The following is a 22405-nucleotide window of genomic DNA, read 5'->3' as shown; positions in this document are numbered from 1 at the left end:
CCGCAGCCTGTTGCCAGGTACTTCTCATACCTGGATAACCACACTCTGGTACCAGGCTGGGAACCGGCGGATCGTATGACCCGTGACTCAACGACTCGCCGTCGCCCCGGCCCCGCCCAGCACCGCCCGCACCACCGCCCCGAGCACCACCGCCCCGCAGGCCGCCGCCCCGCACACCCCCGCCCTCGGCACCGCCGGGCTGGTCACCGTCCTGCTCGGGGCCTTCCTGCCGATGCTCGACTTCTTCATCGTGAACGTCGCCCTGCCCACCATCGACCAGGACCTGGCCGCCGGACCGGCGGTGCTGGAACTCGTCGCCGCCGGCTACGGCATCGCCTTCGCCGTCCTGCTCGTCCTCGGCGGGCGGCTCGGCGACACCTTCGGCCGCCGCCGGCTCTTCGTCGCCGGGGCCACCGCCTTCGCCGTCACCTCGCTGGCCTGCGGCCTCGCCCCCGACGCGTGGTCCCTGGTCGCCGCCCGGGCCGCCCAGGGCGCCTCGGCCGCGCTGCTGATCCCGCAGGTGCTCGGCACCATCACCGCCGCCACCGACGGCGCCCGGCGCGGCCGCGCGCTCAGCGTCTACGGCGCGGTCGGCGGCATCTCCGTGGTGATCGGCCAGGTGCTCGGCGGGATGCTCGTCGCCGCCGACCTCTTCGGCACCGGCTGGCGCTCGGTCTTCCTGCTGAACGTCCCGTTCGCGCTGCTCGCCGTCCTCCTCGCCGTCCGGTACGTGCCGGAGAGCCGGGCCACCCGGGCCGCCGCCGTCGACGTACCCGGCACCGTGCTGCTCACCGCCTCCCTGCTCTCCCTGCTCGTCCCGCTGATGGAGGGCCGCGCGGCCGGCTGGCCGCTCTGGTCCTGGGTGCTGCTCGCCCTGTTCCCGGTGTTCGCCACCGCCTTCGCCCTGGTCGAGAGCCGCGCGGAGCGGCGCGGCGCCACCCCGCTGGTGCCGCCCAGCCTGCTGCGGATCCCCGAGATGCGGCGCGGCCTCGGCATCGCGCTGCCCTACTTCGCCGGCTTCGGCGGCTTCATGTTCGTCATCGCCGTCGCCCTCCAGCAGGGCCTGCGGCTCGGCGTGGTCGCCGCCGGCTGGGCGCTCGTCCCGATGGCCGTCGGCTACTTCACCGCCTCGCTCTCGGGCCCGCGGCTGATCGGCCGCTGGGGCAGCCGGGTGCTCAGCGCCGGTGCCGTGGTCCAGGCCCTCGGCCTCATCACCATCGCGCTGACCGTCCTCGCCGACGCGGACCACTTCTCCCCGCTGCGGATGGCCCCCGGCGTCGCCCTCGCGGGCATCGGGCAGGGCCTGATCGGCACCCCGCTGTTCCGGGTCGTGCTCGCCAAGGTGCCCGCCGCCCGGGCCGGCGTCGGCAGCGGCGTCCTCGCCACCGGCCAGCAGTCCAGCCTCGCCCTCGGCGTGGCCACCCTGGGCACCCTCTACTTGTCCCTCTCCCCCAGCCTCGGCATGGGCCGCGCGCTCGCCCTGTGCCTCGGCGTCCAGCTGCTGGGCTCCTTCACCGTGCTGTACCTGACCACCCGGCTGCCCCGCTCCATCGGCTGAGCCCCGCGGGCCCACGGGCCCGGGCGACGACGAACGGCCCCGCGACCGGTTCCCGCCGGTCGCGGGGCCGTCGCGCTGCGGTCGCGGGGCCGTCGCGCTGCCGCGACCGCCCGTACGGTCAGGCGAGTTCCCTGACCACGGACAGGTACTCCTGGATGGCGTCGCGGTTGCGGGTCAGGCAGTGGATGCGGCGGGTCATCCGCTCGGTCTCGGACTCCAGGGTGTCGAGCATCTCCGGGGTGGCGTCCGCGAAGTGGATCTTCCGCGGGGCGTCCAGGCAGGGCAGGATCTGCTTGATGATCCGGGTCGGCAGCCCCGCGTCCAGCAGTCCGCGGATCTGGATCACCCGGTCGACCAGGTACTCGTCGTAGTCCCGGTACCCGTTCGCCTCGCGGCGCGGGAAGATCAGGCCCTGCTTCTCGTAGTAGCGCAGCAGGCGCGGCGAGGTCTCCGTCCGCCGGGCCAGTTCGCCGATCCGCATGTGACCACCCTCACGTCGGGGCCGGGCCGTTCCGGCTGGACCTTGACATCCGTGTCAACGATAGACGATCGGTCACATGCCGACCCACGAACTCCCCTCCCCCTCCTGCCCCATGACGACCCCGGCCACGGCCGGAGGCGCCGCCTCGACCCCCTCGCCCGACCCGGGGCTTCCGCTCGGCCCGGCGAGAGGGGCGCCACCGGCCGGACTGCCCTGGCCGGCGCTGCTCGCCCTGAGCACCGGCGGGTTCATCACCCTGATGACCGAGGCGCTGCCCGCCGGCGTCCTGCCCGCGATGAGCCGGGACCTCGGCGTCAGCCAGTCCGGCGCCGGACAGTCCGTCACCCTCTACGCGATCGGCTCCATCGCGGCCGCCATCCCGCTGACCGCCGCCACCGCCGGCTGGCCGCGCAAGCGGCTGCTGCTCCTCGCCGTCGGCGGCTTCACCGTCGCCAACGCCGTCACCGCGGTCTCCGGCGACTACCCGCTCACCATGGCGGCCCGCTTCGCGGCGGGCCTGGTCGCCGGAATGCTGTGGGCCCTGCTGGCCGGGTACGCCCGCAGCATCGTCGCGCCCGAACAACGCGGACGGGCCATGGCCGTCGCGATGGGCGGCGCCACGGTCGCCCTGTCCGTCGGGGTCCCGGCCGGCACCCTGCTCGCCGGGGCCGCCGGGTGGCGGGTCGCCTTCGGGCTGATGAGCGTCCTCGCGCTCGCCCTCGCCGGCTGGATCGCCGCAGCCGTCCCCCCGGTCCCCGGCCGGGCCGAACACGACCGGCTGCCGCTCCGGCAGGTGGTGCGGATCCCCGGCGTGGCGGCCGTCCTGGCCGTCACGGCGACCTTCGTACTCGCCCACAACGTCCTCTACACCTACGTCGCGGCCCTGCTCGAACCGCTGCACCTCGGCGGACGGACCGACACCGTGCTGCTCGTCCTCGGCCTGGCCTCGCTGGTGAGCATCGCCGCCACCGGAGCCCTGATCGACCGGCACCTGCGCACCCTGACCCTCACCGCCTGCCTCCTCGTCGGCGCCGCGACCCTGACCCTCGCCGGCGCCCTGCTCGGCTCGTCCCCCTGGCCCGTCTACGCCGCCGCCGCGATCTGGGGCCTCGGCTTCGGCGGCGTCGCCACCCTGCTGCAGACCGCCGTCGCCGACGCCGCCGACACGGCCGCCGACCTCGCCCAGTCCCTGCTGGTCACCTGCTGGAACCTCGGCATCGCCGCCGCCGCGTCGGCCGGCGGCCTCCTCCTCGACCACGCCGGACCGCGCTCCCTCCCCTGGTCGGCCCTCGCCCTGCTGGCCCTCGCCCTGGCCGTCACGGCGGCCGCCCGCCGCCACGGGTTCCCGGGCAAGGGGTGACGCCCGTCCGGGTGAACCGGCCGCCCCGGGCCAGAGATCAGGACTGCTCGACCGGGTGGCGGCCGGGGAGTTGATCGGAATCACCCGCGAGGGACGGCTGATCGCCGTACTCACACCGCCGGCCCCGGAGCAGCGGGTGCTGGAGAACCTCGTACGCGACTGCACCAGCGGCCGACTGGATCCCGCCCTCGATCGCCGTCCGACTCCCGTCGGCCACCGAGGCCCTCCACGGGATGCGCGACGAGGAAGGTCGCTGATCGGCCTCGGCTCCTGCCCGCTCCGATCCCCCGGGCCACCGGCGGCGCCCCTGCCTAGGCGGCCGTCCCCCCACCCGGGGGCAGTCCGCCGATGAAGGTGTCCAGGCGGGCGACGGCGGTGCGGAGCAGGTCGATGGATCCGGTCGGGTCGTCCGGGAGTTCGAGGCCGTGGTCGGCGGCGGGGAGTTCCAGGACCTGGTGGCCGGTGGCGTCGGCGACGCTCCGGTCCCACAGCCTGTCGGCGCTGCCGCCGATCAGGAGGGTCGGCGCGGTGGCCCGGCCGAGGGCGCGGGCCACGTGGTCGAGGGTGAGCACCGGGGTGAGCCAGGCGGCCGGGAGGGCGCGGTCCGCGGCGAGGCCGGCGGCCAGGGAGCCCAGCGACTTGCCGACCAGCAGGCGGCAGGCGCCGCCCTCCGCGTCGACGGCCGCGCCGACCTGCCGCTCGACCCAGGCGATCCGCTGCTCCGTCGTGAACTCGGCGAACGCCTCCGGGATCCGCCACCACAGCTCCTGGACCGTCCAGCCGTGCCGGGCCAGGACCGAGGAGGCGAAGTGCAGCAGTGGACGGGCGGGCGAGTAGCCGACGCCCGGGACGACCAGCGCGACCCGGTCCGGGTCGCCGTCGATGCGGGTGGGGAGGCTCGGTGCGGGGGAGGCGGACATGCCCGCAGGCTACTGCCGTCCGCCCTGGCGGGTGCCGGTCAGGCCCGGTTCCCCTCCGGGAGGACGGCCTGGGGCCGGGTGCCGACCACCGCGAGGGTGCCGGCCACGGCGATCGCGGCGAAGACGGCCAGCGCCCCGGTGACGCCGACCGCACCGGCCAGCGTGCCGCCCAGCAACGCGCCCACCGGCATGACGAGTTGGCCGATCGAGCGGGACAGGCCGAGCACCCGCCCCAACTGCTCCGGCGGGGACAGCTGTTGCTGCAGGGTCACCCAACTGACGCCCCAGACCGTCGCGCAGAAGCCGAACACCGCCTGGTAGACGACCAGCACCGGAAGGGCCGCCCCGAGCGAGGCCAGCGGGATCAGGAACAGGGCGGCCGCGGCCAGCGGGCCGAAGAGCGGGATCACCCTGGTCAGCCCGACCCGCCGGATCACCCGCTTCGCGGTGAGCACCGCCGTCACCGCGGCGATGCTGTAGACGGCCTGGGTCAGACCGAGCTCCCCGGGGCTCAGGTCCACGACCTGGTAGGCGAAGTAGGCGAACAGCCCGGCCAGCCCGGCCCCGCCCAGGTTGAGCGCCGCCGCGGCGACGGCCAGCCGGGCCAGCAGCGGCCGGCCGCGCAGGACGTCGACGCCCTCCCGCAGCGAGGCCGCGACCCCCGGCCGGGCGGCGGCCTGCGGCGGCTCCTCGTCCCGGCGGAGCCGGGGCAGGCTCATGGCGAGGGCGGACAACCCGTAACTGACCGCGGCCGCGACCATCGCGGTGGCCGCCCCGACCGCCTGCACCAGCGCGGCGGCCAGCCCCGGCCCGGCGATCTGGCCGACCGAACGGGCCCCGGCCAGCTTGGCGTTGACCGCCACCAGGCCGTCCTTCGGCACGAAGTCCGCCGCCACGGTCGGCACCGCGATGGCGGAGATCCCGCCCAGCGCCCCGGAGACCGCCGCGACCGCGCAGAGGTGGGCCAGCGTCAGCGCACCGGCGGCGTGCGCTAGCGGGACGGTGGCGATCAGCAGCAGCTGGGCGAGGTCCACCGCGACCAGCAGTCGCCGCCGGGAGGCGACCCGGTCCACCAGCACCCCGGCGAACGGGCCGGTCAGCCCCTGCACCCCGTACTCCAGGGCGAACAGCAGCGAGGCCGCCAGCGGCCCGGCGTCCAGCAGCAGGATCGCCAGCGCGGGCAGGGCCAGCGCCGTGACCTGGGTGCCCGCCACGCTGACGCCCTGCGAGAACATCAGGGCCGGTACGGCGTTCCGCGAGGCCCGCGGAGTGACCGACGGACCGGCCGCGGGGGACGTCCTGCGCCATCATCTGCCATGCGCCCCAAGCTACTTCAGCTATGGCGGACGGGCACCCCGGTCCGCGATACTTGGTTCGCACAGTGATCGAGTCCGAAGGAAGGGGGAGCTCATGAGCTTCGTTCTCGCGTTCCTGGCCGCCCTGGCGGCCGTCGTCGTCGGCACCACCCTGTTCCTGGCCCGTCGCGACCGGGCCCACCGACGGTGGGCGGACGGCACGGAGGGCCTGCTGATCGAGCGGCGGCGGACCTCCCAGGCCGCCCGGATCCGCACCACCCACTCCACCTGGGCCACCCACCACGGCAACGGCCTGTTCCCCGACGACCTCCAGACGCAATACGTCTGACGGGGCGACGCCAGGGCGGACGCGGCGGTACGGCGCCGGACGGAAACCCGGGTGCACCCACCGGCCCGGCCGCGCGACACTACCCCGCATGAGCTCCGACGCCGCCCCGACCCCGCAGGTCCGGGCCCTCGACCACGTGGCCTCGCTCGCCGCCGGCCCGCCGGTCGACCCGGCCCTGCGGGTGACCCTCAACTTCCACCCGGACCGGGTCTCCCGCGGCCGGGCCGTCCTCGACGCCCTGGCCGAGGACGGCGTCTACCTCTCCCAGTTCGCCACCGGCACCAGCAACGGCGGCCTGACCGCCCACCCGGGCGGGGACCGCTGGCGCTGGGAGAGCCGGATCTTCAACGGCGCCTACGACGACGCGGCCCCCGGCGAACGCCCCGTCTACGGTGCCCTCGACCACCGCCGCAATCCCGTCGGCGCCGCACCCCGCTTCGGGTCCGCGCACTTCCGGCTCACCGCCCCCGCCCTGGAGCGCACCACCTTCTGCTACCCGGACAGCTTCCTGGAGCCCACGGACTTCGGCACCGCGGCCCACATGGGGCTCATCCCGCTCGCCCTGGCCGACGACCGGGACGCCCTCGACGACTGCATCGAGGCGCACGTCCACGGCCCGGTCCGGCTGGCCGTGGACGTCGAGGCCCTGGTGCTGGACCCCTGCTACCGGAACACCCCGGTCGAGGACGCCGCCCGCCGCCTCCCCTGCCCGCTGGAGTGGCACCCCGGCTTCCGGCTCACCGTCGAGGAGCTCCGCCGCCACCCCGACTACCGCGGCCGGGAGTTCGTCGACCTCGGCGCCCGGATCGCCGAGGACGGCGCCCTCGACCCCCGGATCATCGGCGCCGCCGCCGCGACCGGCCGCCACGACCCCCCAGGACCTCAAGAGGGTGTGGCACTACCTCGCCCGCTTCGGCGCCCCCGCGTAGGGGGGTCGGCGGATCCTCGCGGCCCGGTGCGACAGTCCGGCGCCGCCCTGCTCCGGTGACCCGCGTCGCTCCTCCCGCCGCGGTTACCCTGGGGGCGGCGCCGGAGCCGGGGCGCGATCGAGAACCGAGGTCTCCCCTTGTCCGAGTACCAGGCCGCGCCGCGGACGGTCGTCGAGGCCTGCTTCGACCCGCAGGGCACCGCTTCCCTCGCCTACGTCTACGACCTCGCCGCCGCGGCCGGACTCGCCGACCAGCCGGTCCGGCTGGCGATCCGCCGGCTGGAGGCCGCGGGCGTCCTCCGGCAGGAGGGCCGCGGCCGCAAGGGCCGCCTCCTGCTGACCGACACGGGCCGGCTCCGCTCCGACACGGACGTCCGCCTCGTCCGCCTCGCCTACGCCCAGGACGCCGGACTCGCCCCCTGGGACGGGTTCTGGCGGCTCCACACCTTCTCCGTACCGGAACAGCGCCGCCCCGAACGCGACGCCCTCCGCACCGCGCTGACCCGCCTCGGCGCCGCCCCGCTCGCCCCCGGCGCCTACCTCAGCCCGCACGACCTGCTGGCCGAACTCGTCGGCGAGACCTCGGAGTCCACCGTCGGCAGCTACCTGGTCACGGCGGAGGCCACCCGGCTGACCGGCCCCGGGTTCACCGACCCGGCCTCCGTCGCGGAGCGCCTGTGGCCCGCGGCCGACACCCTCGCCGCCTACCGGCCGCTCGCCGAGGCGCTCGCCGCGGAACCGGTCGGCACCGACCACGGCTCCACCGCACTCGTCGCCTCCGCCCTGGGGTTGGCCGACGCGTTCAGCCGGGCACTGGAGCACGACCCACTGCTGCCGCCCGAACTGCGGCCCGCCCCCTGGCCGCCCGCACGACTGCGCCACGCCTTCCGGGAGCGGTGGGCGGCGATCCGGCGCCAGGCCCCCGACCTGTCCCTCTTCCGCTCCTTCGACCCGCCCGGGGCAGAAAAGGCCTGAGTGCCGAGAAAAGCAGTTGGCCCGGCGGCGCCGCCGCTCCGACAATCGCCGGATGACCGATGACCAGATCGACCCGGCCCGCCTGCGCGCCGCCCGCCGGGCCTGCACCCGCTTCCTCTCCGGCGCCCGCCCGCTGACCATGCGCGAGCGCCTCACCGCGCTCGCCGAGGCGGTCGAGCCGGACGCCCACCCCGACATCTACGGGAACGGCGGGCCGGTCGGGGAGCTGGAGGAGCGCACCGCCGAGCTCCTCGGCACCGAGGACGCGGTGTTCTTCCCCAGCGGGACGATGGCCCAGCAGGTCGCCCTGCGCCACCACGCCGAGCGGACCGGCAACCCGGCCGTCGCGCTCCACCCGCAGAGCCACCTCGAACGGCACGAACGCCACGCCCACATCCAGCTCACCGGCCTGCGCAGCCTCTGGCCCACCACCGAGGCGCGGCAGCCGACCGCCGACGACCTGCGCGGTCTCGGCGAACCGTTCGGCACCCTGGTGGTGGAACTCCCACTCCGCGACCCGGGCTTCCTCCTGCCCAGCTGGGACGAGCTCACCGAACTGGTCGCCGCCGCCCGCGAGGCCGGTGCCCGGGTGCACTTCGACGGCGCCCGCCTCTGGAACACCACGACCCACTTCGGCCGGCCGCTGGACGAGATCGCCGCCCTGGCCGACAGCGTCTACGTCTCCTACTACAAGGACCTCGGCGGCATCAGCGGGGCCGCCCTCGCCGGGGACAAGGCCTTCACCGCCTACGCCCGCACCTGGCGCCACCGTTACGGCGGCCAGCTCTACCAGCAGTGGCCGGCCGCCCTCGCCGCGCTCGCCGGCCTGGACACCGAGCTCCCCCGGATCCCCGGCTACACCCGCCACGCGGCGACCCTCGTCCCCGCCCTGGCCGCCCTTCCCGGGGCGCGGATCCTCCCGGAGGCGCCGCCCACCCACGACTTCCAGCTCTGGCTCCCCCACCCGGCGCGCGTCCTGAACGCCGCCACCCTCGCCCTCGCCGAGCGGGAGGGGACCTGGTTCCTGGACTGGACCGACGCCGCCCCCGGCCTCGCCATGGCCGAGGTCCGACTGGCGGGCTCGGTCCAGGACTGGACGGCGCAGGAGGTCACCGGACTCGGGCTGCGCTTCCTGGAGCTGGTCGCCGCCGCCGAACAGGACTGACCCCCGGGAGGGCCGGCCCTCCGACGGAGCCCGCCGTCAAACGGATGGCGGGCGCCCGACCCTTCGTGTCAGAATGACGATTATGAGCAAGCAGCAGGCCGGAGACTTCGCCGACGTCCGCAGCCGCGAGCAGTTGGCGGGCCTGATGGCCACCGGGGCGCGGCCGAAATGGGTGATGTTCTGGGGGCACACCGCCCGCAAGGGCGGCAGAACGCGACAGGAGTGCCTGAGCCAGTGGTGGCCCGGGCAGTTCACCGTCGACGGGGTGGCGTACGCCTCCGCCGAGCACTGGATGATGGCCGGCAAGGCCCGGATGTTCGGCGACCGGGCGATCGAGCAGCAGGTGCTGGCGGCCCGGACGCCCGCCGAGGCGAAGAAGCTGGGCCGGCTGGTCCGGGACTTCGACGACGAGACCTGGACGGCGGGCCGGTTCGACCTGGTGGTCGAGGGGAACGTCGCGAAGTTCGGCCAGGACGAGGCCCTGCGGGAGTACCTGCTCGGCACGGGCGGCCGCGTCCTGGTCGAGGCCAGCCCGGTGGACCGGATCTGGGGCATCGGCCTCGGCGCGGACGACATCCGGGCCGAACGCCCGCTGGAGTGGCGGGGGTTGAACCTGCTCGGGTTCGCACTGATGGAGGCGCGGGCGCGACTGGCCGGATGAGGCCGGTCGCTCCCCGGCCGGACGGGGCGGCCCCGCCGCGGAGCGCGACCGGCGCACTTCTCGCAACGGCCGCCCTCTGCGCGCTCCTTGACACCACTCGGGCACGACTGGTCGCGCTCTCGTAACTCCATCGCCACATTCCGACGCCAGGATGTCCCGCAGTCAGGGTACAGATGGACAGGTTGGGGCGATCATGCGCATGCGGTCGACGGAAGAATCCGCAGGCCAGCAACCGGAGGGCGAGCAACGGGCCGCCGAACTCCGGTCGGAACTGGACGAGTTGCTCCGCGCGAGCCGTTACGCGGGCCAACGCGAACGCCGGCTGAACGAGGCGATACGGGCGGCCCCGGGCCGCCGGCGCCCGGACGACGACCTGCTGCGGCAGCTCGCCCAGGCCCGCACCCTGCGCGAGGGCCTGGGTGCGCGCTGCCTGCAACTGAGCGATCAGTTAAGGGAATTGGAGATCCACCTCAGACAGCGGCCGCACCCCCGACCCGCCCCGGAGCAGGCGGATCACCCGCCCCTCTCTCCTCACCAGCCCCCACCGCCCCCGCCACCGGCGCCGACCCCACCCCCGGCCCCGATCCCGGCGACGGCCCCGCCCCCCGCAGCGGCGCCGTCTCCCGCTCCACCCGTCCGCCCCGACCTCGGCGCCCTCACCGAGCGGATCACCGGACTCCACCGCAGCGGCGCCCTCCCCGAGGCCGGGGAGCTGCTGGACCGGGCCGCCGCCCACCTCGCCCCCGCCGACGCCGCCCTGCTGGTCGGGATGCTCTCCCGGCGCGGCCCGACCGGCGCCTCGCTCCAACTGGCCCGGACGGCCGCCCGGGGCGCCCCCGAGCACGCCGTCACGGTGCTGGCGGAGCTGCGGGAGCTGGGCCTGGCCGAGGAGGCCGCCGAACTGTTCCACGCCTTCCGGGCCTACCCGGCCGCCGCGGTCCCGGCCCTGCTCGCCGCGCTGGAGCGGGCCGGGCAGCACGCCGACAGCGCCACGCTGCTCTGGGAGTGGGGCTCGGCACCGACCCCGGAGCTGACCTCGCTGGCCGCCGGCCTCCAGCAGCACGGCCGCCCCGCCGACGTCCGCACGCTGCTGCGCCAGGCGGCCGGCCGCCCGACCGCGGACCTGGCCGGACTCGCGACCGAGCTGCCGCCCGCGCTCGCCACCCTCCTGCTGCACGAGCTGGCGGCCCTGCGCCCGCCGGTCGAACTGGTGCGCCTGGCCGCCGCGTTGGAGAACCACCGGGACCTCTACGGGCAACTGCTGGCCGCACTGCTCGCCGACGGCACCCGCCACCGCACCACCCTGGCCGCCCTGCGCACGGCCGGCCTGCCGACCGCCCCGCCGGCCGCCCCCCGCTCCCGCTGGGGCCGGCGGTAGCCCCCCGCCCCCGGAACGACAGGAACGCAGGGAGCCCCCGGCCCGCCTCCACAAAGGAGGACGGCCGGGGGCTCCCCGAAGTACCGCAGTACCGGACTACCGCAGTACCGGACTACCGAAGGACCGGACTCAGCAGCCGATCAGCCGCGCCGCCAGGTAGCCCTTCACCTGGTCGAGCGACACGCGCTCCTGCGACATGGTGTCGCGGTCGCGCACGGTCACCGCGTTGTCCTCGAGGGTGTCGAAGTCGACCGTGACGCAGAACGGCGTGCCGATCTCGTCCTGGCGGCGGTAGCGCTTGCCGATCGCGCCCGCGTCGTCGAACTCGACGTTCCACGCGGTGCGCAGGTCGGCGGCCAGGCCGCGGGCCTTCGGGGAGAGCTCGGCGTTGCGCGACAGCGGCAGCACGGCGACCTTGACCGGGGCCAGGCGCGGGTCGAGCCGCATGCCGACGCGCTTCTCCATGACGCCCTTGGCGTTCGGCGCCTCGTCCTCGAAGTAGGCGTCGATCAGGAAGGCCAGCATGGCGCGGTTGAGGCCGGCCGCCGGCTCGATGACGTACGGGAAGTACCGCTCGCCGCTCTCCTGGTCGAAGTACCGGAGGTCCTTGCCGGAGGCCTCGCTGTGCACCCGCAGGTCGTAGTCCGTGCGGTTGGCGACGCCCTCCAGCTCGGAGAACTCGGAGCCGCCGAAGTTGAAGCGGTACTCGATGTCCACGGTGCGCTTGGCGTAGTGGGAGAGCTTCTCCTTCGGGTGCTCGAAGAAGCGCATGTTCTCGGTGCGCATGCCGAGGTCGACGTACCAGTCCCAGCGCTGCTGGAGCCAGTACTCGTGCCACTGCTCGTCCTCGCCCGGCTTGACGAAGAACTCCATCTCCATCTGCTCGAACTCGCGGGTGCGGAAGATGAAGTTGCCGGGGGTGATCTCGTTGCGGAAGCTCTTGCCGGTCTGGGCGATGCCGAACGGCGGCTTCTTGCGCGACGTGGTCTGGACGGAACTGAAGTTGGTGAAGATGCCCTGGGCGGTCTCGGGGCGCAGGAACGCCAGGCCGCTCGCCTCCTCGGTGACGCCGAGGTGGGTCTTCAGCATGCCCGAGAAGTCCTTGGGCTCGGTGAACTGGCCCTTGGTACCGCAGTCGGGGCAGTTGACGTCCTTGAGGCCGTTCGGCGGCGGGAAGCCGTGCTTGGCCTCGTACTTCTCCTCCAGGTGGTCGGCCCGGTGGCGCTTGTGGCAGGAGAGGCACTCGGTCAGCGGGTCGTTGAAGGTGGCGACGTGGCCGGAGGCCTCCCAGACCTCGCGGGCCAGGATCACCGACGAGTCGAGTCCGACGACGTCCTCGCGGGCCTGGACCATCGTGCGCCACCACTGGCGCTTGATGTTCTCCTTGAGTTCGACGCCCAGCGGCCCGTAGTCCCAGGCGGCACGCGTGCCGCCGTAGATCTCGCTGCAGGGGTAGACGAAGCCTCGGCGCTTGCTCAGGCTGACGATCGTGTCGATCTTGTCGGCGGCCACAGTGCTCTCTTCAGTACGTACGGCACGGTCAGGGCACGGCTGGTTGCTCGTACCCGAATACCCAAGGTTACCGGCCGGACGGGTACGGGTTTCAAATCGATATGGTCCGGCTCCCCCCGTCCACGGCCACCTGTCGTTCACCCGTCCGAGTGAGTTGACAATCATTTCCACTTGAGATGAGAATGATTGTCATGATGATCGGACTGCTCAGCCGCCGGACCCGCAAGACCGCCGCCCTCGCCGTCGCCGCCCTCGCCTCCTCACTGGCCCTCACGGCCTGCGGCGGCAGCAGCAGCGCCCAGGGCACGGACGGCAAGCTGAACGTCGTCGCCTCCTTCTACCCGATGGAGTTCCTGGCCCAGCAGATCGGCAAGGAGCACGTCTCGGTCACCGACCTCACCGCGCCCGGCGTCGAGCCGCACGACCTGGAACTCACCGCCAAGCAGGTCGCCGGCGTCCAGAAGGCCGACGCGATCCTCTACCTCAAGGGCCTCCAGCCCACCGTCGACCAGGCCGTCGACCAGTCGGGCAGCAAGCACAAGATCGACGCCACCGCCGCCAGCCCGCTGGTCGACCACCACCTCGACGAGGGCACCGCCGAGGGCGACGGCCACAAGCACGAGGGCCCGGCCGGCGACCCGCACGTCTGGCTCGACCCGAGCCGCTACGCCGCGATCGCCAAGAGCGTCGGCGCCGAGTTCGCCAAGGCCGACCCCGCCCACGCCGCCGACTACCGGAAGAACACCGACGACCTGGTCACCCGGCTCACCGCCCTGGACCAGGAGTTCCGGACCGGGCTGCAGGACGTCAAGACCAAGACCTTCGTCACCAGCCACGCCGCCTTCGGCTACCTCGCCGACCACTACGGCCTCACCCAGGTCGCCATCAACGGCGTCGACCCGGAGTCCGAGCCCACCCCGGCCCGCCTCGCCGAGGTGCAGAAGGCCGCCAAGGACAACGGCGTCACCACGATCTTCTTCGAGACCCTGGTCAGCCCCAAGCTCGCCGACACCGTCGCCAAGGACCTCGGCCTCAAGACCGCCGTGCTGGACCCGCTGGAGGGCGTCAAGACTGATGCATCCAACGGCGCCGCCAAGGACGACTACCTGACCGTCATGAAGCAGAACCTGGCCAACCTCCGGGCCGCCCTCGGCGCGCCCACGGCGACCGCCGCCCCCACCCCCGCGAGCTGACGGGACGCACCACCATGACCCACCCGATACCCCCGGCCGTCCGCCTCCTCGACGCCGTCGCCTCGCGCGGCGGCCGGCCGGTGCTGCGCGGCGTCGACCTCACCGTCCGACCCGGCGAGGTCGTCGCCCTGCTCGGCGCCAACGGCTCCGGCAAGTCGACCACCGTCAAGGCCGTGATCCGCTCCGTGCCGCTGGAGCAGGGCACCCTGGAGCTGTTCGGCACCCCGTACGGCTCCTTCCGCGCCTGGCACCGGATCGGGTACGTCCCGCAGCGCACCACCGCCGCCTCCGGCGTCCCCGCCACCGTGCGCGAGGTGGTCTCCACCGGGCGGCTGGCGCAGCACCGGCTGCTGCCGTTCCGCCGCCGGGACCGCTCCGCGGTGGACGGCGCGCTGGCCGCCGTCGGCATGCTGGACCGGGCCGGGGACGGCGTCGCCGACCTCTCCGGCGGCCAGCAGCAGCGGGTCCTGATCGCCCGCGCCCTGGTCGGCACCCCCGACCTGCTGATCATGGACGAGCCGATGGCCGGCGTCGACGCCGCCAGCCAGCAGGTGCTCGCCGACACCCTGCGCGCCGAGGTCGGCCGCGGCGCCTCGGTGCTCCTGGTGCTGCACGAACTCGGGCCGCTGGAGCCGCTGATCGACCGCGCCGTGGTGCTGCGGGACGGCTGCGTCGCGCACGACGGCCCGCCGGTCCCCAACACCGGCCTGCACGCGCTGCCCGGCCACGACCACGTCCACCCGCACGCCGACCTCACCCCGCCGAGGCTGCTCGCATGACCGAGATGCTCTCCTACGACTTCATGCAGCGCGCCCTGCTGGCCGCCGTACTGGTCGGGATCACCGCCCCCGCCGTCGGGATCTACCTGGTGCAACGCCGCCAGGCGCTGATGGGCGACGGCATGGGCCACGTCGCGATGACCGGCGTCGGCCTCGGCTTCATCTTCCAGACCAGCCCGGTCTGGATGGCCGTGCTGGTCTGCGTGCTCGGCGCCGTCACCATGGAGCTGGTCCGCTCGCGCGGCAACCAGCGCGGCGACATCGCCCTGGCGATGCTCTTCTACGGCGGCATGGCCTGCGGCAAGCTGCTCGTCTCGATGTCCGCCCAGGCCGGGGCCGGCTCGCTGGAGAGCTACCTGTGGGGCTCGATCCTCACCGTCGCCCCCGCCGACCTGGCCACCATCGCGGTGCTCGGGGCCGTGGTCATCGCGGTCACCGTCGGCCTGCGCCGCCAGCTCTTCGCGATCTGCCAGGACGAGGACTTCGCCCGGGTCACCGGCGTTCCGGTGCGCACCCTCAACCTGCTGCTCGCGGTGATGGCCGCGGTCACCGTCACGGTCGCCATGCGGGTGGTCGGCCTGCTGCTGGTCAGCGCGCTGATGGTGGTCCCGGTGGTCGCCGCCCAGCAGTTGACCCGCTCCTTCGCCGCCACCCAGGCCGCCTCGATCGCGCTCGGCGTGGTGGTCGCGCTGGCCGGCGTCACCGGTTCCTACCAGCTCGACGTGCCCTCCGGCCCGGCCATCGTGCTGCTCGCCATCGCGGTGTTCGCGGTGTTCAGCGCGATCGCCGCCCCGCTCGCCCGCCGCCGCCACCGGCGCCGCAGCGACGCCGACCCGGCCCCCCAGGTCTGCGACGTCCGGCTCCCGGACCGAATCCCCGACGCCTTCCCCGACGGAATCACCGACGCCTTCCCCGACCCGATCCCCGGCCGCGGCACCGGCCGGATCCCCGGCCAGGACCCGGGAAGGACTTCCTCCGACACGACCACTCCGGAGCGGCGGGCCGGGCTGGCACAATGAGGTGCGTGACGCCCACGACCCCAGGAGGACCCACGGTGACCACCGCAGGCCCGTCGCCGCGCGCCCGCTCGACCCGGCAGCGAGCCGCCGTCTCGGCGGCCCTGGACGAGATCGCGGACTTCCGCAGCGCCCAGGAGCTCCACGACCTGCTCAAGCACCGCGGGGACTCCGTCGGTCTGACCACGGTCTACCGCACCCTCCAGTCGCTCGCCGACGCCGGTGAGGTGGACGTGCTGCGCACCGCCGACGGCGAGGCCGTCTACCGCCGGTGCAGCAGCGGGCACCACCACCACCTGGTCTGCCGGCACTGCGGCGCCACCGTCGAGGTCGAGGGCCCCGCGGTCGAGCGCTGGGCCAACTCGGTCGCCGCCGAGCACGGGTTCAGCGACATCGCGCACACCCTGGAGATCTTCGGCACCTGCGCGGACTGCGCGAAGAAGGGCTGAACGGCCGTCCGTACGGGGGCAGCCCGCGCGGACGACGGCCGAAGGGCCCGCGGGAACGGTTCGTTCCCGCGGGCCCTTCGGCATGCGCGCGCCGGTCGGCGTCAGCGCTGGGTGGGCAGCTCCAGCGGCGCGGCGACCTCGTTCGGGATCGCCCCGCCGAAGCGGCGGTCGCGCATCGCGAACTGCTCGCAGGCGCGCCACAGGTCGCGGCGGTCGAAGTCCGGCCAGAGCACGTCCTGGAACACGAACTCGGCGTACGCGGACTGCCAGAGCAGGAAGTTGGAGGTGCGCTGCTCGCCGCTGGGGCGCAGGAAGAGGTCCACGTCCGGCATGTCCGGGTGGTACATGTACTTGGCGATGGTCTTCTCGTTGACCTTCTTCGGGTCCAGCCGTCCGGCCGCCACGTCCAGCGCGATCGCCTGCGCGGCGTCGGCGAGTTCGGCCCGGCCGCCGTAGTTGACGCACATGTAGAGCGTCACGGCGTCGTTGCCCTTGGTCTGCTCCTCGGCGACCTGGAGCTCCTGGACGACGCTCTTCCACAGCTTGGGCATCCGGCCGGCCCAGCGGATCCGCACGCCCATCGCGTCCATCTCGTCACGGCGGCGGCGGATGACGTCCCGGTTGAAGTTCATCAGGAACTTCACCTCGTCGGGCGAGCGCTTCCAGTTCTCGGTGGAGAACGCGTACAGCGAGATGTTCTTGACGCCGAGCTCGATCGCGCCCTTGAGCACGTCCAGCACCACGGACTCGCCGATCTTGTGGCCCTCGGTGCGGGGCAGCCCGCGCTCCTTGGCCCAGCGGCCGTTGCCGTCCATCACGATGGCGACGTGGTCCGGGACCAGCTCGCCGGGGAGCTTCGGGGGCTTGGCGCCGCTGGGGTGCGGGGTCGGGGGTTCGTAGACCCGCTGCTTGCCGCCGCCGAAGAGCCGTCGCGCTGCCATGTGCTCACTTCTCCACGTATCTCATCGAGCGGATGCCCCGCTCCAGGTGCCACTGCAGATAGGCCGCGACCAGGCCGCTGCCCTCCCGCCAGTACCGCGGCTCGCAGGCGTCGGCCGTCCGCCAGTCCCCTGACAGCAGCGCCCCGAGCAGTACCAGTGTCTCAGGGGAGGGTACGGCACATCCGGGCACTCGGCAGTCCGCGCAGAGCACCCCCCCTGCGGGGAGGGAGAAGAAACGGTTCGGCCCGTCCAGGCCGCATTTGGCGCAGTCCGTGAAGCTCGCGCCGTACCCGTTCACCGCGAGCGAGCGCAGCAGGAAGGCGTCCAGCACCAGGTGCGACTCGTGCGTCCCGGCCGCCAGCACCCGCAGCCCGCCCACCAGCAGCAGGTACTGCTGGACGGCCGGCTCGCCCTCGTTCTCGGCGAAGCGCTCGGCCGTCTCCAGCATCGCCGTGCCGGCGGTGTAGCGGCCGTAGTCGGTGACGATCGATCCGCCGTACGGGGCGATGGTCTCCACCTGGGTGCACAGCGGCAGCCCGCGCCCGACCAGCTCGCTCCCCCGGCTGAAGAACTGCACGTCCACGTGCGAGAACGGCTCCAGCCGGGCGCCGAACTTGGACTTGGTCTTGCGCACCCCGCGCGCCACCGCCCGCACCTTGCCGTGGTGGCGGGTCAGCAGGGTGATGATCCGATCGGCCTCGCCGAGCTTCTGCGCCCGCAACACGACGCCGTCGTCCCGGAAAAGACTCATGCCCCCCATTGTCCCCCAGGGCTCTGACAGCCGTGGACAGCCGTGTTGCCCGCACCGGGGGCCGTGGGGGAGGACCACTGCGGTGCGGGTCACGGCGGGCCCGGAGGGGGGCGGGCCCGTTTGTGGGGGATACGGAAGGTCCGGAGGGGCGGGGCCGAGGCCCTACAGGTTCTCGTACGGTGCCCGGGTCGCCGCCTCCAGCAGCGCCGGCACCTGGCTCTGCGGCAGGTCCAGGCAGCTGCCGACCGCGGCCAGCGCCTCGCGCTCCTGCGGCAGGTAGCGCCCGTCCGCCAGGGCGATCGCCGCACCCAGCAGCAGCAGCCGCTCCCGGCCCTGCTGGGCCAGGTGCGGGGCGAGCGGTTCGAGCACCGCGTGCAGTTCCACGGTCAGGCCGCCGGCCATCCCGTGGGCGTCGTGGAGTTCGCCGCCGAGCCCGGACAGCGCGGCGAGCGCGGCCAGCACCTGGGCCTCGCCGCAGTCCTCGAACCCGGCCTCGCGCACCGCCGTGCAGGCCGCCTCGCGGGCCGCCCGGTGGGCGGTGCCGCCGGCCGCGAGCAGGGCCAGGGCGATGGTGTACTGGGCGTCCCGCAGCATCGCGCCGAGGCGCACGCTGGTGGGCTGCTCCAGGGACTCGACACCGTAGCGCCCGTGGCAGCTGGTGCACTGCACGCTGCCGATCACCGGTCCGAGCGGCGCGACCGGCGTCCCCAGCAACCGCAGCCACCGCCGGCCGTGCTGCCGGCGGTAGTTGCGGTCCCCGCCGCAGCCCGGACAGAAGAAATCACCGAGAACATCGGTCCGCCACCTCGGGCGAACACCCCACAACCTGGTCACGGCGCCACTCCCCAGACATGGCAGGCGGCCTGCACAACTATGGACAGGTCACGCGACCGGACACCGAGGCCGTCCCACCGACCCGGCTTGCCGGTGGATCGATGTTGCCACGGTTACCGGCACGTGTCAGTACCTCGAACGGCTTCCGATCCGAAAAAATGTGGCGCAGGCCACAGCCCGCCCGGGACGCCCGGCGGACACGGCGAAGGGCCGTCCCGCGGGACGGCCCTTCGCGTACCACCCTCGGGAGTTAGCCGCGCTGCGAGCGGTTGACGGCACTGATCATCGCCTTCAGCGAGGCCAGCACGGTGTTGCCGTCGATGCCCACGCCCCACAGCACCTTGCCGTCCACCGCGCACTCCACGTACGCGGCCGCCTGGGCGTCGCCGCCCTCGCTCAGCGCGTGCTCGGCGTAGTCCAGCACCCGTACGTCCACGCCGATCCGGGCCAGCGCGTCCGCGAAGGCCGAGACCGGGCCGTTGCCGGTACCGGTCAGGGTCACCGGCGCACCGTCCACCACGGCCTCGGCGGTCAGCGCGTCCCGGCCGTCCTCGGTGGTCAGGGTGCGCGAACCGGCCAGCGACAGCCGGCCCCACGGGTTGCCGGTGGTCGGCAGGTACTCGTCCTCGAAGACCCGCCAGATCTCCGCCGGGCTGACCTCGCCGCCCTCGGCGTCGGTCTTGGCCTGGATGATCCGGGAGAACTCGATCTGCATCCGGCGCGGCAGGTCCAGCTTGTGGTCGTTCTTGAGGACGTAGGCCACCCCGCCCTTGCCGGACTGGCTGTTGACCCGGATGACCGCCTCGTAGGTGCGGCCGACGTCCTTCGGGTCGATCGGCAGGTACGGCACTCCCCAGGTGTGCTCCGCCACCGGCACCCCGGCCGCCTTCGCGTCCGCCTCCAGGACGTCGAAGCCCTTCTTGATGGCGTCCTGGTGCGAGCCGGAGAAGGAGGTGTACACCAGGTCCCCGGCGTACGGGTGGCGCGGGTGCACCTCCATCTGGTTGCAGTACTCGGCGGTGCGGCGCACCTCGTCGATGTCGGAGAAGTCGATCTGCGGGTCGATGCCCTGCGAGAACAGGTTCATCCCCAGCGTCACCAGGTCGACGTTGCCGGTCCGCTCGCCCTGCCCGAACAGGCAGCCCTCGATCCGGTCCGCGCCCGCCATGTAGGCCAGCTCGGCGGAGGCCACGGCGGTGCCGCGGTCGTTGTGGGGGTGCACCGACAGGCAGACGAACTCGCGGCGCGACAGGTTGCGCGACATCCACTCGAACTGGTCGGCCTGGACGTTCGGGGTGGCCCGCTCGACGGTGGCCGGCAGGTTCAGGATGATCTCGCGGCCCTCACCGGGCTGCCAGACGTCCATCACCGCCTCGCAGACCTCCAGCGCGAAGTCCAGCTCGGTGTCCACGAAGATCTCCGGCGAGTACTGGTAGCCGAAGACGGTGTCGTCGCCCAGCAGCTTCTCCGCGTACTCCATGACCAGCCGGGTGCCGTCCACCGCGATCGCCTTGGTGGCCGCCTCGTCGTTGCGGAACACCACCCGGCGGAACAGCGGCGCGGTCGCGTTGTACAGGTGGACGGTCGCCCGCGGGGCGCCGACCAGCGCCTCGACGGTCTTCTCGATCAGCTCCTCGCGGGCCTGGGTCAGCACCGAGATGGTGACGTCCTCCGGGATCGCCCCCTCCTCGATCAGCGACCGCACGAAGGCGTGGTCGGTGGCGCCGGAGGACGGGAAGCCGACCTCGATCTCCTTGTAGCCCATGGCCACCAGCAGGTCGAACATCTTCCGCTTGCGGGCGGGGGACATCGGGTCGATCAGCGCCTGGTTGCCGTCCCGCAGGTCGGTGGAGAGCCAGCGCGGCGCCTTGGTGATCACCTGGTGCGGCCAGGTGCGGTCCGGCAGGTCGACGGTGCCGAACGGCAGGTAGCGCCCGTGGCGCATGCCCGAGGGCCGCTGGCGCACGGAGGCGGCGGTGATCGGGGTCGGCCGGTCGACGAAGGCGCGAGCGGCGGGGACGGACGCGGCGGAGGTCTGCTCGGTCATGGAGGGGACTCTCGGCTTCCTGTGGATGCGTGGTGCGGGCGGTCGGGAGGGATCGACACCGACTGGCCGGCCGCTGCTGCGCCCCGCGATACGCCGTCGCATCGCCGTTTCCGCGCACAGCTCGTTCCCCGCGGCGAGGGAGCCGGCCCGGTGGACTACAGGCCCTCGACGCGGCAGCTAAGAAGAAGCAGCCCGTTGCGCATGATGTGGCCCAGCGTAACCCAGGCCCGCGCGCCCCCGAAGTGATCCGGGCTTCCGTTCCACCCCTTGAGACGTGGAACGGTCCTGCCACGGGTGGTGACATCCGGTCATCCAGGCCTCACCCTGGGCCACATGACTGCAGGAGTCCCGCGCTGCGCGATCGTCCCGCCGTACGTCCTGGACCGCCTCGCCGAGGCCGGTCACCAGCCCGCCGTCCACTCCCTCGCCCTGGACGCCGCGCACCGCGCGGCCCGCCTCGCCGCTCCCCCGCCGACCACCGGCGCCCCCGGCCTCAGCCGGCTGGTCTACGACGCCGGGCACGGCCAGCGGCTGCCCGGGCGCACCGTCCGCACCGAGGGCCACGCCCCGGTCGCCGACGCCTCCGTCAACCACGCCTACGACGGCCTGGGCGCCACCTTCGCGCTCTACTCCGACGTCTTCGGCCGCGACTCGATCGACGGCCGCGGCCTGCGGATGGACGCCAGCGTCCACTACGGCCGCAACTACGACAACGCCTTCTGGAACGGCTCGCAGATGGTCTTCGGCGACGGCGACGGCCAGGTCTTCGGCGACTTCACCGCCTGCATCGACGTCATCGGCCACGAACTCACCCACGGCGTCACCCAGTTCACCGCCGGACTGGACTACCAGGACCAGCCCGGCGCGCTCAACGAGTCGGTCTCCGACGTCTTCGGCTCGCTGGTCAAGCAGTACGCCCTGCACCAGGACGCCGCCTCCGCCGACTGGTTGATCGGCGCCGGACTGCTCGCCCCCGGCGTCCAGGGCGTGGCGCTGCGCTCGATGAAGGCGCCCGGCACCGCCTACGACGACCCCCAGCTGGGCAAGGACCCGCAACCCGCCCACATGCGGGACTACGTGGACACCACCGACGACAACGGCGGGGTGCACATCAACTCCGGCATCCCCAACCACGCGTTCTACCTGTTGGCCACCGCCCTGGGCGGGTCGTCCTGGGAGCAGGCCGGGCGGATCTGGTACGACGCCCTGACCGGTGGCGGGCTGCCCGCCACCGCCGACTTCACCGCCTTCGCCCGGGCCACCGTGGCCGCCGCCAAGGCCCGTTACCCCGACAAGCCCCCGGTCGCCGACACCGTGACGGCCTCCTGGGCCCAGGTCGGCGTCAGCCCAGGCTGACCGCGGACGACCGGTTCACCACCGGTCCGGAGCGGTTTGAGACCGCCTTAAGGTCACGGTCGGGGAAAAGAGCCGCAAAAGCCTCCCCTGCGTAGCACCATGGACACCATGCGCATCCAGGTGACCCGGACCGGCGGACTCGCCGGAATCCTCCGCCACGCGGAGCTCGAAACCGTCGACCGCACGGACGCCCCGCACGTCCACGCGCTCGCCCGCGAGGCCGTCGCGGGCGGGCTGCGCGCGCCCTCGTACGGGGTGCCGGACGGCTTCCACTACGAGATCACCGTCGACGGGCGGACGGTGTACTGCGCCGACCCCAAACTCACCGACTCCCAGCGGGAGCTGGTCTCGCTGGTGCTCCGCGAGGGGGCGTAGGCCCCTCCCGGGCCCGGCGCGGCACGGGCCCGCCCGGACGCGCACGGCGTCCGGACGGGCCCGGGGCGGCTCACCGCCCGTC

Annotated in this window: 21 protein-coding genes and 1 pseudogene; 14 read left to right on the top strand and 8 right to left on the bottom strand. The window is 73.6% G+C overall.

Translation table 11 applies throughout. The annotated features are described in order from the left end of the window. The first annotated feature begins 82 nt into the window (after positions 1 to 82). Complete coding sequence (locus tag ACFY2K_RS12495; RefSeq protein ID WP_387711166.1) at positions 83 to 1558, top strand: MFS transporter; 1476 nt, start codon at positions 83 to 85, stop codon at positions 1556 to 1558. A 118-nt stretch (positions 1559 to 1676) separates the two neighbouring features. Here ACFY2K_RS12495 and ACFY2K_RS12490 read toward each other — a convergent pair whose 3' ends face one another. After that, positions 1677 to 2039, bottom strand: coding sequence for a MerR family transcriptional regulator (locus ACFY2K_RS12490; protein WP_375892507.1), 363 nt, complete (start codon positions 2037 to 2039; stop codon positions 1677 to 1679). A gap of 76 nt (positions 2040 to 2115) precedes the next feature. On the opposite strand from ACFY2K_RS12490, the gene ACFY2K_RS12485 reads away from it, so the two are divergent. Continuing rightward, positions 2116 to 3399 (top strand): MFS transporter, encoded by a 1284-nt coding sequence (locus ACFY2K_RS12485; RefSeq protein ID WP_387711164.1) that lies wholly within the window; start codon positions 2116 to 2118, stop codon positions 3397 to 3399. 311 nt (positions 3400 to 3710) lie between these two features. Here the strand turns inward: ACFY2K_RS12485 and ACFY2K_RS12480 are convergent, their stop codons facing one another. After that, the gene (locus tag ACFY2K_RS12480; RefSeq protein WP_387711162.1) at positions 3711 to 4319 is read right to left on the bottom strand and encodes an alpha/beta hydrolase; all 609 of its coding nucleotides are present in this window, start codon (positions 4317 to 4319) and stop codon (positions 3711 to 3713) included. A gap of 38 nt (positions 4320 to 4357) precedes the next feature. Beyond that, complete coding sequence (locus tag ACFY2K_RS12475) at positions 4358 to 5554, bottom strand: MFS transporter (RefSeq protein WP_387711160.1); 1197 nt, start codon at positions 5552 to 5554, stop codon at positions 4358 to 4360. A 175-nt stretch (positions 5555 to 5729) separates the two neighbouring features. Between ACFY2K_RS12475 and ACFY2K_RS12470 the strand changes: the two genes are divergently transcribed. From ACFY2K_RS12470 to ACFY2K_RS12445, 6 genes and pseudogenes are all read left to right on the top strand, one after another. Further along, the gene (locus ACFY2K_RS12470) at positions 5730 to 5963 is read left to right on the top strand and encodes a hypothetical protein (protein ID WP_387711158.1); all 234 of its coding nucleotides are present in this window, start codon (positions 5730 to 5732) and stop codon (positions 5961 to 5963) included. An 88-nt stretch (positions 5964 to 6051) separates the two neighbouring features. Then, positions 6052 to 6892: pseudogene (locus ACFY2K_RS12465) on the top strand (DUF3626 domain-containing protein). A gap of 137 nt (positions 6893 to 7029) precedes the next feature. Further along, positions 7030 to 7866 (top strand): PaaX family transcriptional regulator C-terminal domain-containing protein, encoded by an 837-nt coding sequence (locus ACFY2K_RS12460; RefSeq protein ID WP_387711156.1) that lies wholly within the window; start codon positions 7030 to 7032, stop codon positions 7864 to 7866. Positions 7867 to 7918: 52 nt separating this feature from the next. Next, on the top strand, positions 7919 to 9031 hold the full coding sequence (locus tag ACFY2K_RS12455) for a threonine aldolase family protein (protein WP_387711154.1): 1113 nt from the start codon (positions 7919 to 7921) through the stop codon (positions 9029 to 9031). A gap of 82 nt (positions 9032 to 9113) precedes the next feature. After that, positions 9114 to 9692, top strand: a complete 579-nt coding sequence (locus ACFY2K_RS12450) for an NADAR family protein (RefSeq protein WP_387711152.1) — start codon at positions 9114 to 9116, stop codon at positions 9690 to 9692. Between the two features lie 199 nt (positions 9693 to 9891). After that, complete coding sequence (locus ACFY2K_RS12445; protein WP_375892490.1) at positions 9892 to 11070, top strand: hypothetical protein; 1179 nt, start codon at positions 9892 to 9894, stop codon at positions 11068 to 11070. A 129-nt stretch (positions 11071 to 11199) separates the two neighbouring features. On the opposite strand, the gene ACFY2K_RS12440 is transcribed toward ACFY2K_RS12445, so the two are convergent. Next, complete coding sequence (locus ACFY2K_RS12440; RefSeq protein ID WP_380401709.1) at positions 11200 to 12582, bottom strand: glycine--tRNA ligase; 1383 nt, start codon at positions 12580 to 12582, stop codon at positions 11200 to 11202. A 191-nt stretch (positions 12583 to 12773) separates the two neighbouring features. Between ACFY2K_RS12440 and ACFY2K_RS12435 the strand changes: the two genes are divergently transcribed. From ACFY2K_RS12435 to ACFY2K_RS12420, 4 genes are read left to right on the top strand one after another with little or no spacing between them, the layout of a single operon-like run. Beyond that, positions 12774 to 13775 carry a metal ABC transporter substrate-binding protein gene (locus ACFY2K_RS12435; RefSeq protein WP_375892488.1) on the top strand — a complete coding sequence of 334 codons (1002 nt, stop codon included), beginning with the start codon at positions 12774 to 12776 and terminating at the stop codon, positions 13773 to 13775. Positions 13776 to 13789: 14 nt separating this feature from the next. Continuing rightward, the gene (locus ACFY2K_RS12430) at positions 13790 to 14554 is read left to right on the top strand and encodes a metal ABC transporter ATP-binding protein (protein WP_387711149.1); all 765 of its coding nucleotides are present in this window, start codon (positions 13790 to 13792) and stop codon (positions 14552 to 14554) included. Then, complete coding sequence (locus ACFY2K_RS12425; RefSeq protein WP_387711147.1) at positions 14551 to 15573, top strand: metal ABC transporter permease; 1023 nt, start codon at positions 14551 to 14553, stop codon at positions 15571 to 15573. Before ACFY2K_RS12430 ends, ACFY2K_RS12425 begins: the two co-directional genes overlap by 4 nt. A gap of 35 nt (positions 15574 to 15608) precedes the next feature. Continuing rightward, the gene (locus ACFY2K_RS12420; protein ID WP_360228723.1) at positions 15609 to 16019 is read left to right on the top strand and encodes a Fur family transcriptional regulator; all 411 of its coding nucleotides are present in this window, start codon (positions 15609 to 15611) and stop codon (positions 16017 to 16019) included. 101 nt (positions 16020 to 16120) lie between these two features. Here ACFY2K_RS12420 and ACFY2K_RS12415 read toward each other — a convergent pair whose 3' ends face one another. The 4 genes from ACFY2K_RS12415 to leuA all read right to left on the bottom strand — a co-directional run bounded on the left by ACFY2K_RS12415 (position 16121) and on the right by leuA (position 20592). Then, the gene (locus ACFY2K_RS12415; protein ID WP_375892484.1) at positions 16121 to 16960 is read right to left on the bottom strand and encodes an isoprenyl transferase; all 840 of its coding nucleotides are present in this window, start codon (positions 16958 to 16960) and stop codon (positions 16121 to 16123) included. Between the two features lie 4 nt (positions 16961 to 16964). Next, complete coding sequence (gene recO / locus ACFY2K_RS12410) at positions 16965 to 17711, bottom strand: DNA repair protein RecO (protein ID WP_375892482.1); 747 nt, start codon at positions 17709 to 17711, stop codon at positions 16965 to 16967. A gap of 162 nt (positions 17712 to 17873) precedes the next feature. Continuing rightward, the gene (locus ACFY2K_RS12405; protein WP_375892480.1) at positions 17874 to 18425 is read right to left on the bottom strand and encodes a TerB family tellurite resistance protein; all 552 of its coding nucleotides are present in this window, start codon (positions 18423 to 18425) and stop codon (positions 17874 to 17876) included. Between the two features lie 370 nt (positions 18426 to 18795). Next, positions 18796 to 20592, bottom strand: a complete 1797-nt coding sequence (gene leuA / locus ACFY2K_RS12400; protein WP_380591176.1) for a 2-isopropylmalate synthase — start codon at positions 20590 to 20592, stop codon at positions 18796 to 18798. A 333-nt stretch (positions 20593 to 20925) separates the two neighbouring features. Between leuA and ACFY2K_RS12395 the strand changes: the two genes are divergently transcribed. Both ACFY2K_RS12395 and ACFY2K_RS12390 read left to right on the top strand, forming a co-directional pair. Beyond that, positions 20926 to 21948, top strand: a complete 1023-nt coding sequence (locus ACFY2K_RS12395; RefSeq protein WP_380524884.1) for a M4 family metallopeptidase — start codon at positions 20926 to 20928, stop codon at positions 21946 to 21948. Between the two features lie 108 nt (positions 21949 to 22056). Then, positions 22057 to 22323 carry a protealysin inhibitor emfourin gene (locus ACFY2K_RS12390; protein ID WP_375892475.1) on the top strand — a complete coding sequence of 89 codons (267 nt, stop codon included), beginning with the start codon at positions 22057 to 22059 and terminating at the stop codon, positions 22321 to 22323. Positions 22324 to 22405: the final 82 nt, after the last annotated feature.

The organism is Kitasatospora sp. NPDC001309, from assembly GCF_042896295.1.
GTDB lineage: Bacteria > Actinomycetota > Actinomycetes > Streptomycetales > Streptomycetaceae > Kitasatospora.
Note: the sequence above shows the minus strand (reverse complement) of the source record. Positions and strands in the feature narration are given on the sequence as shown.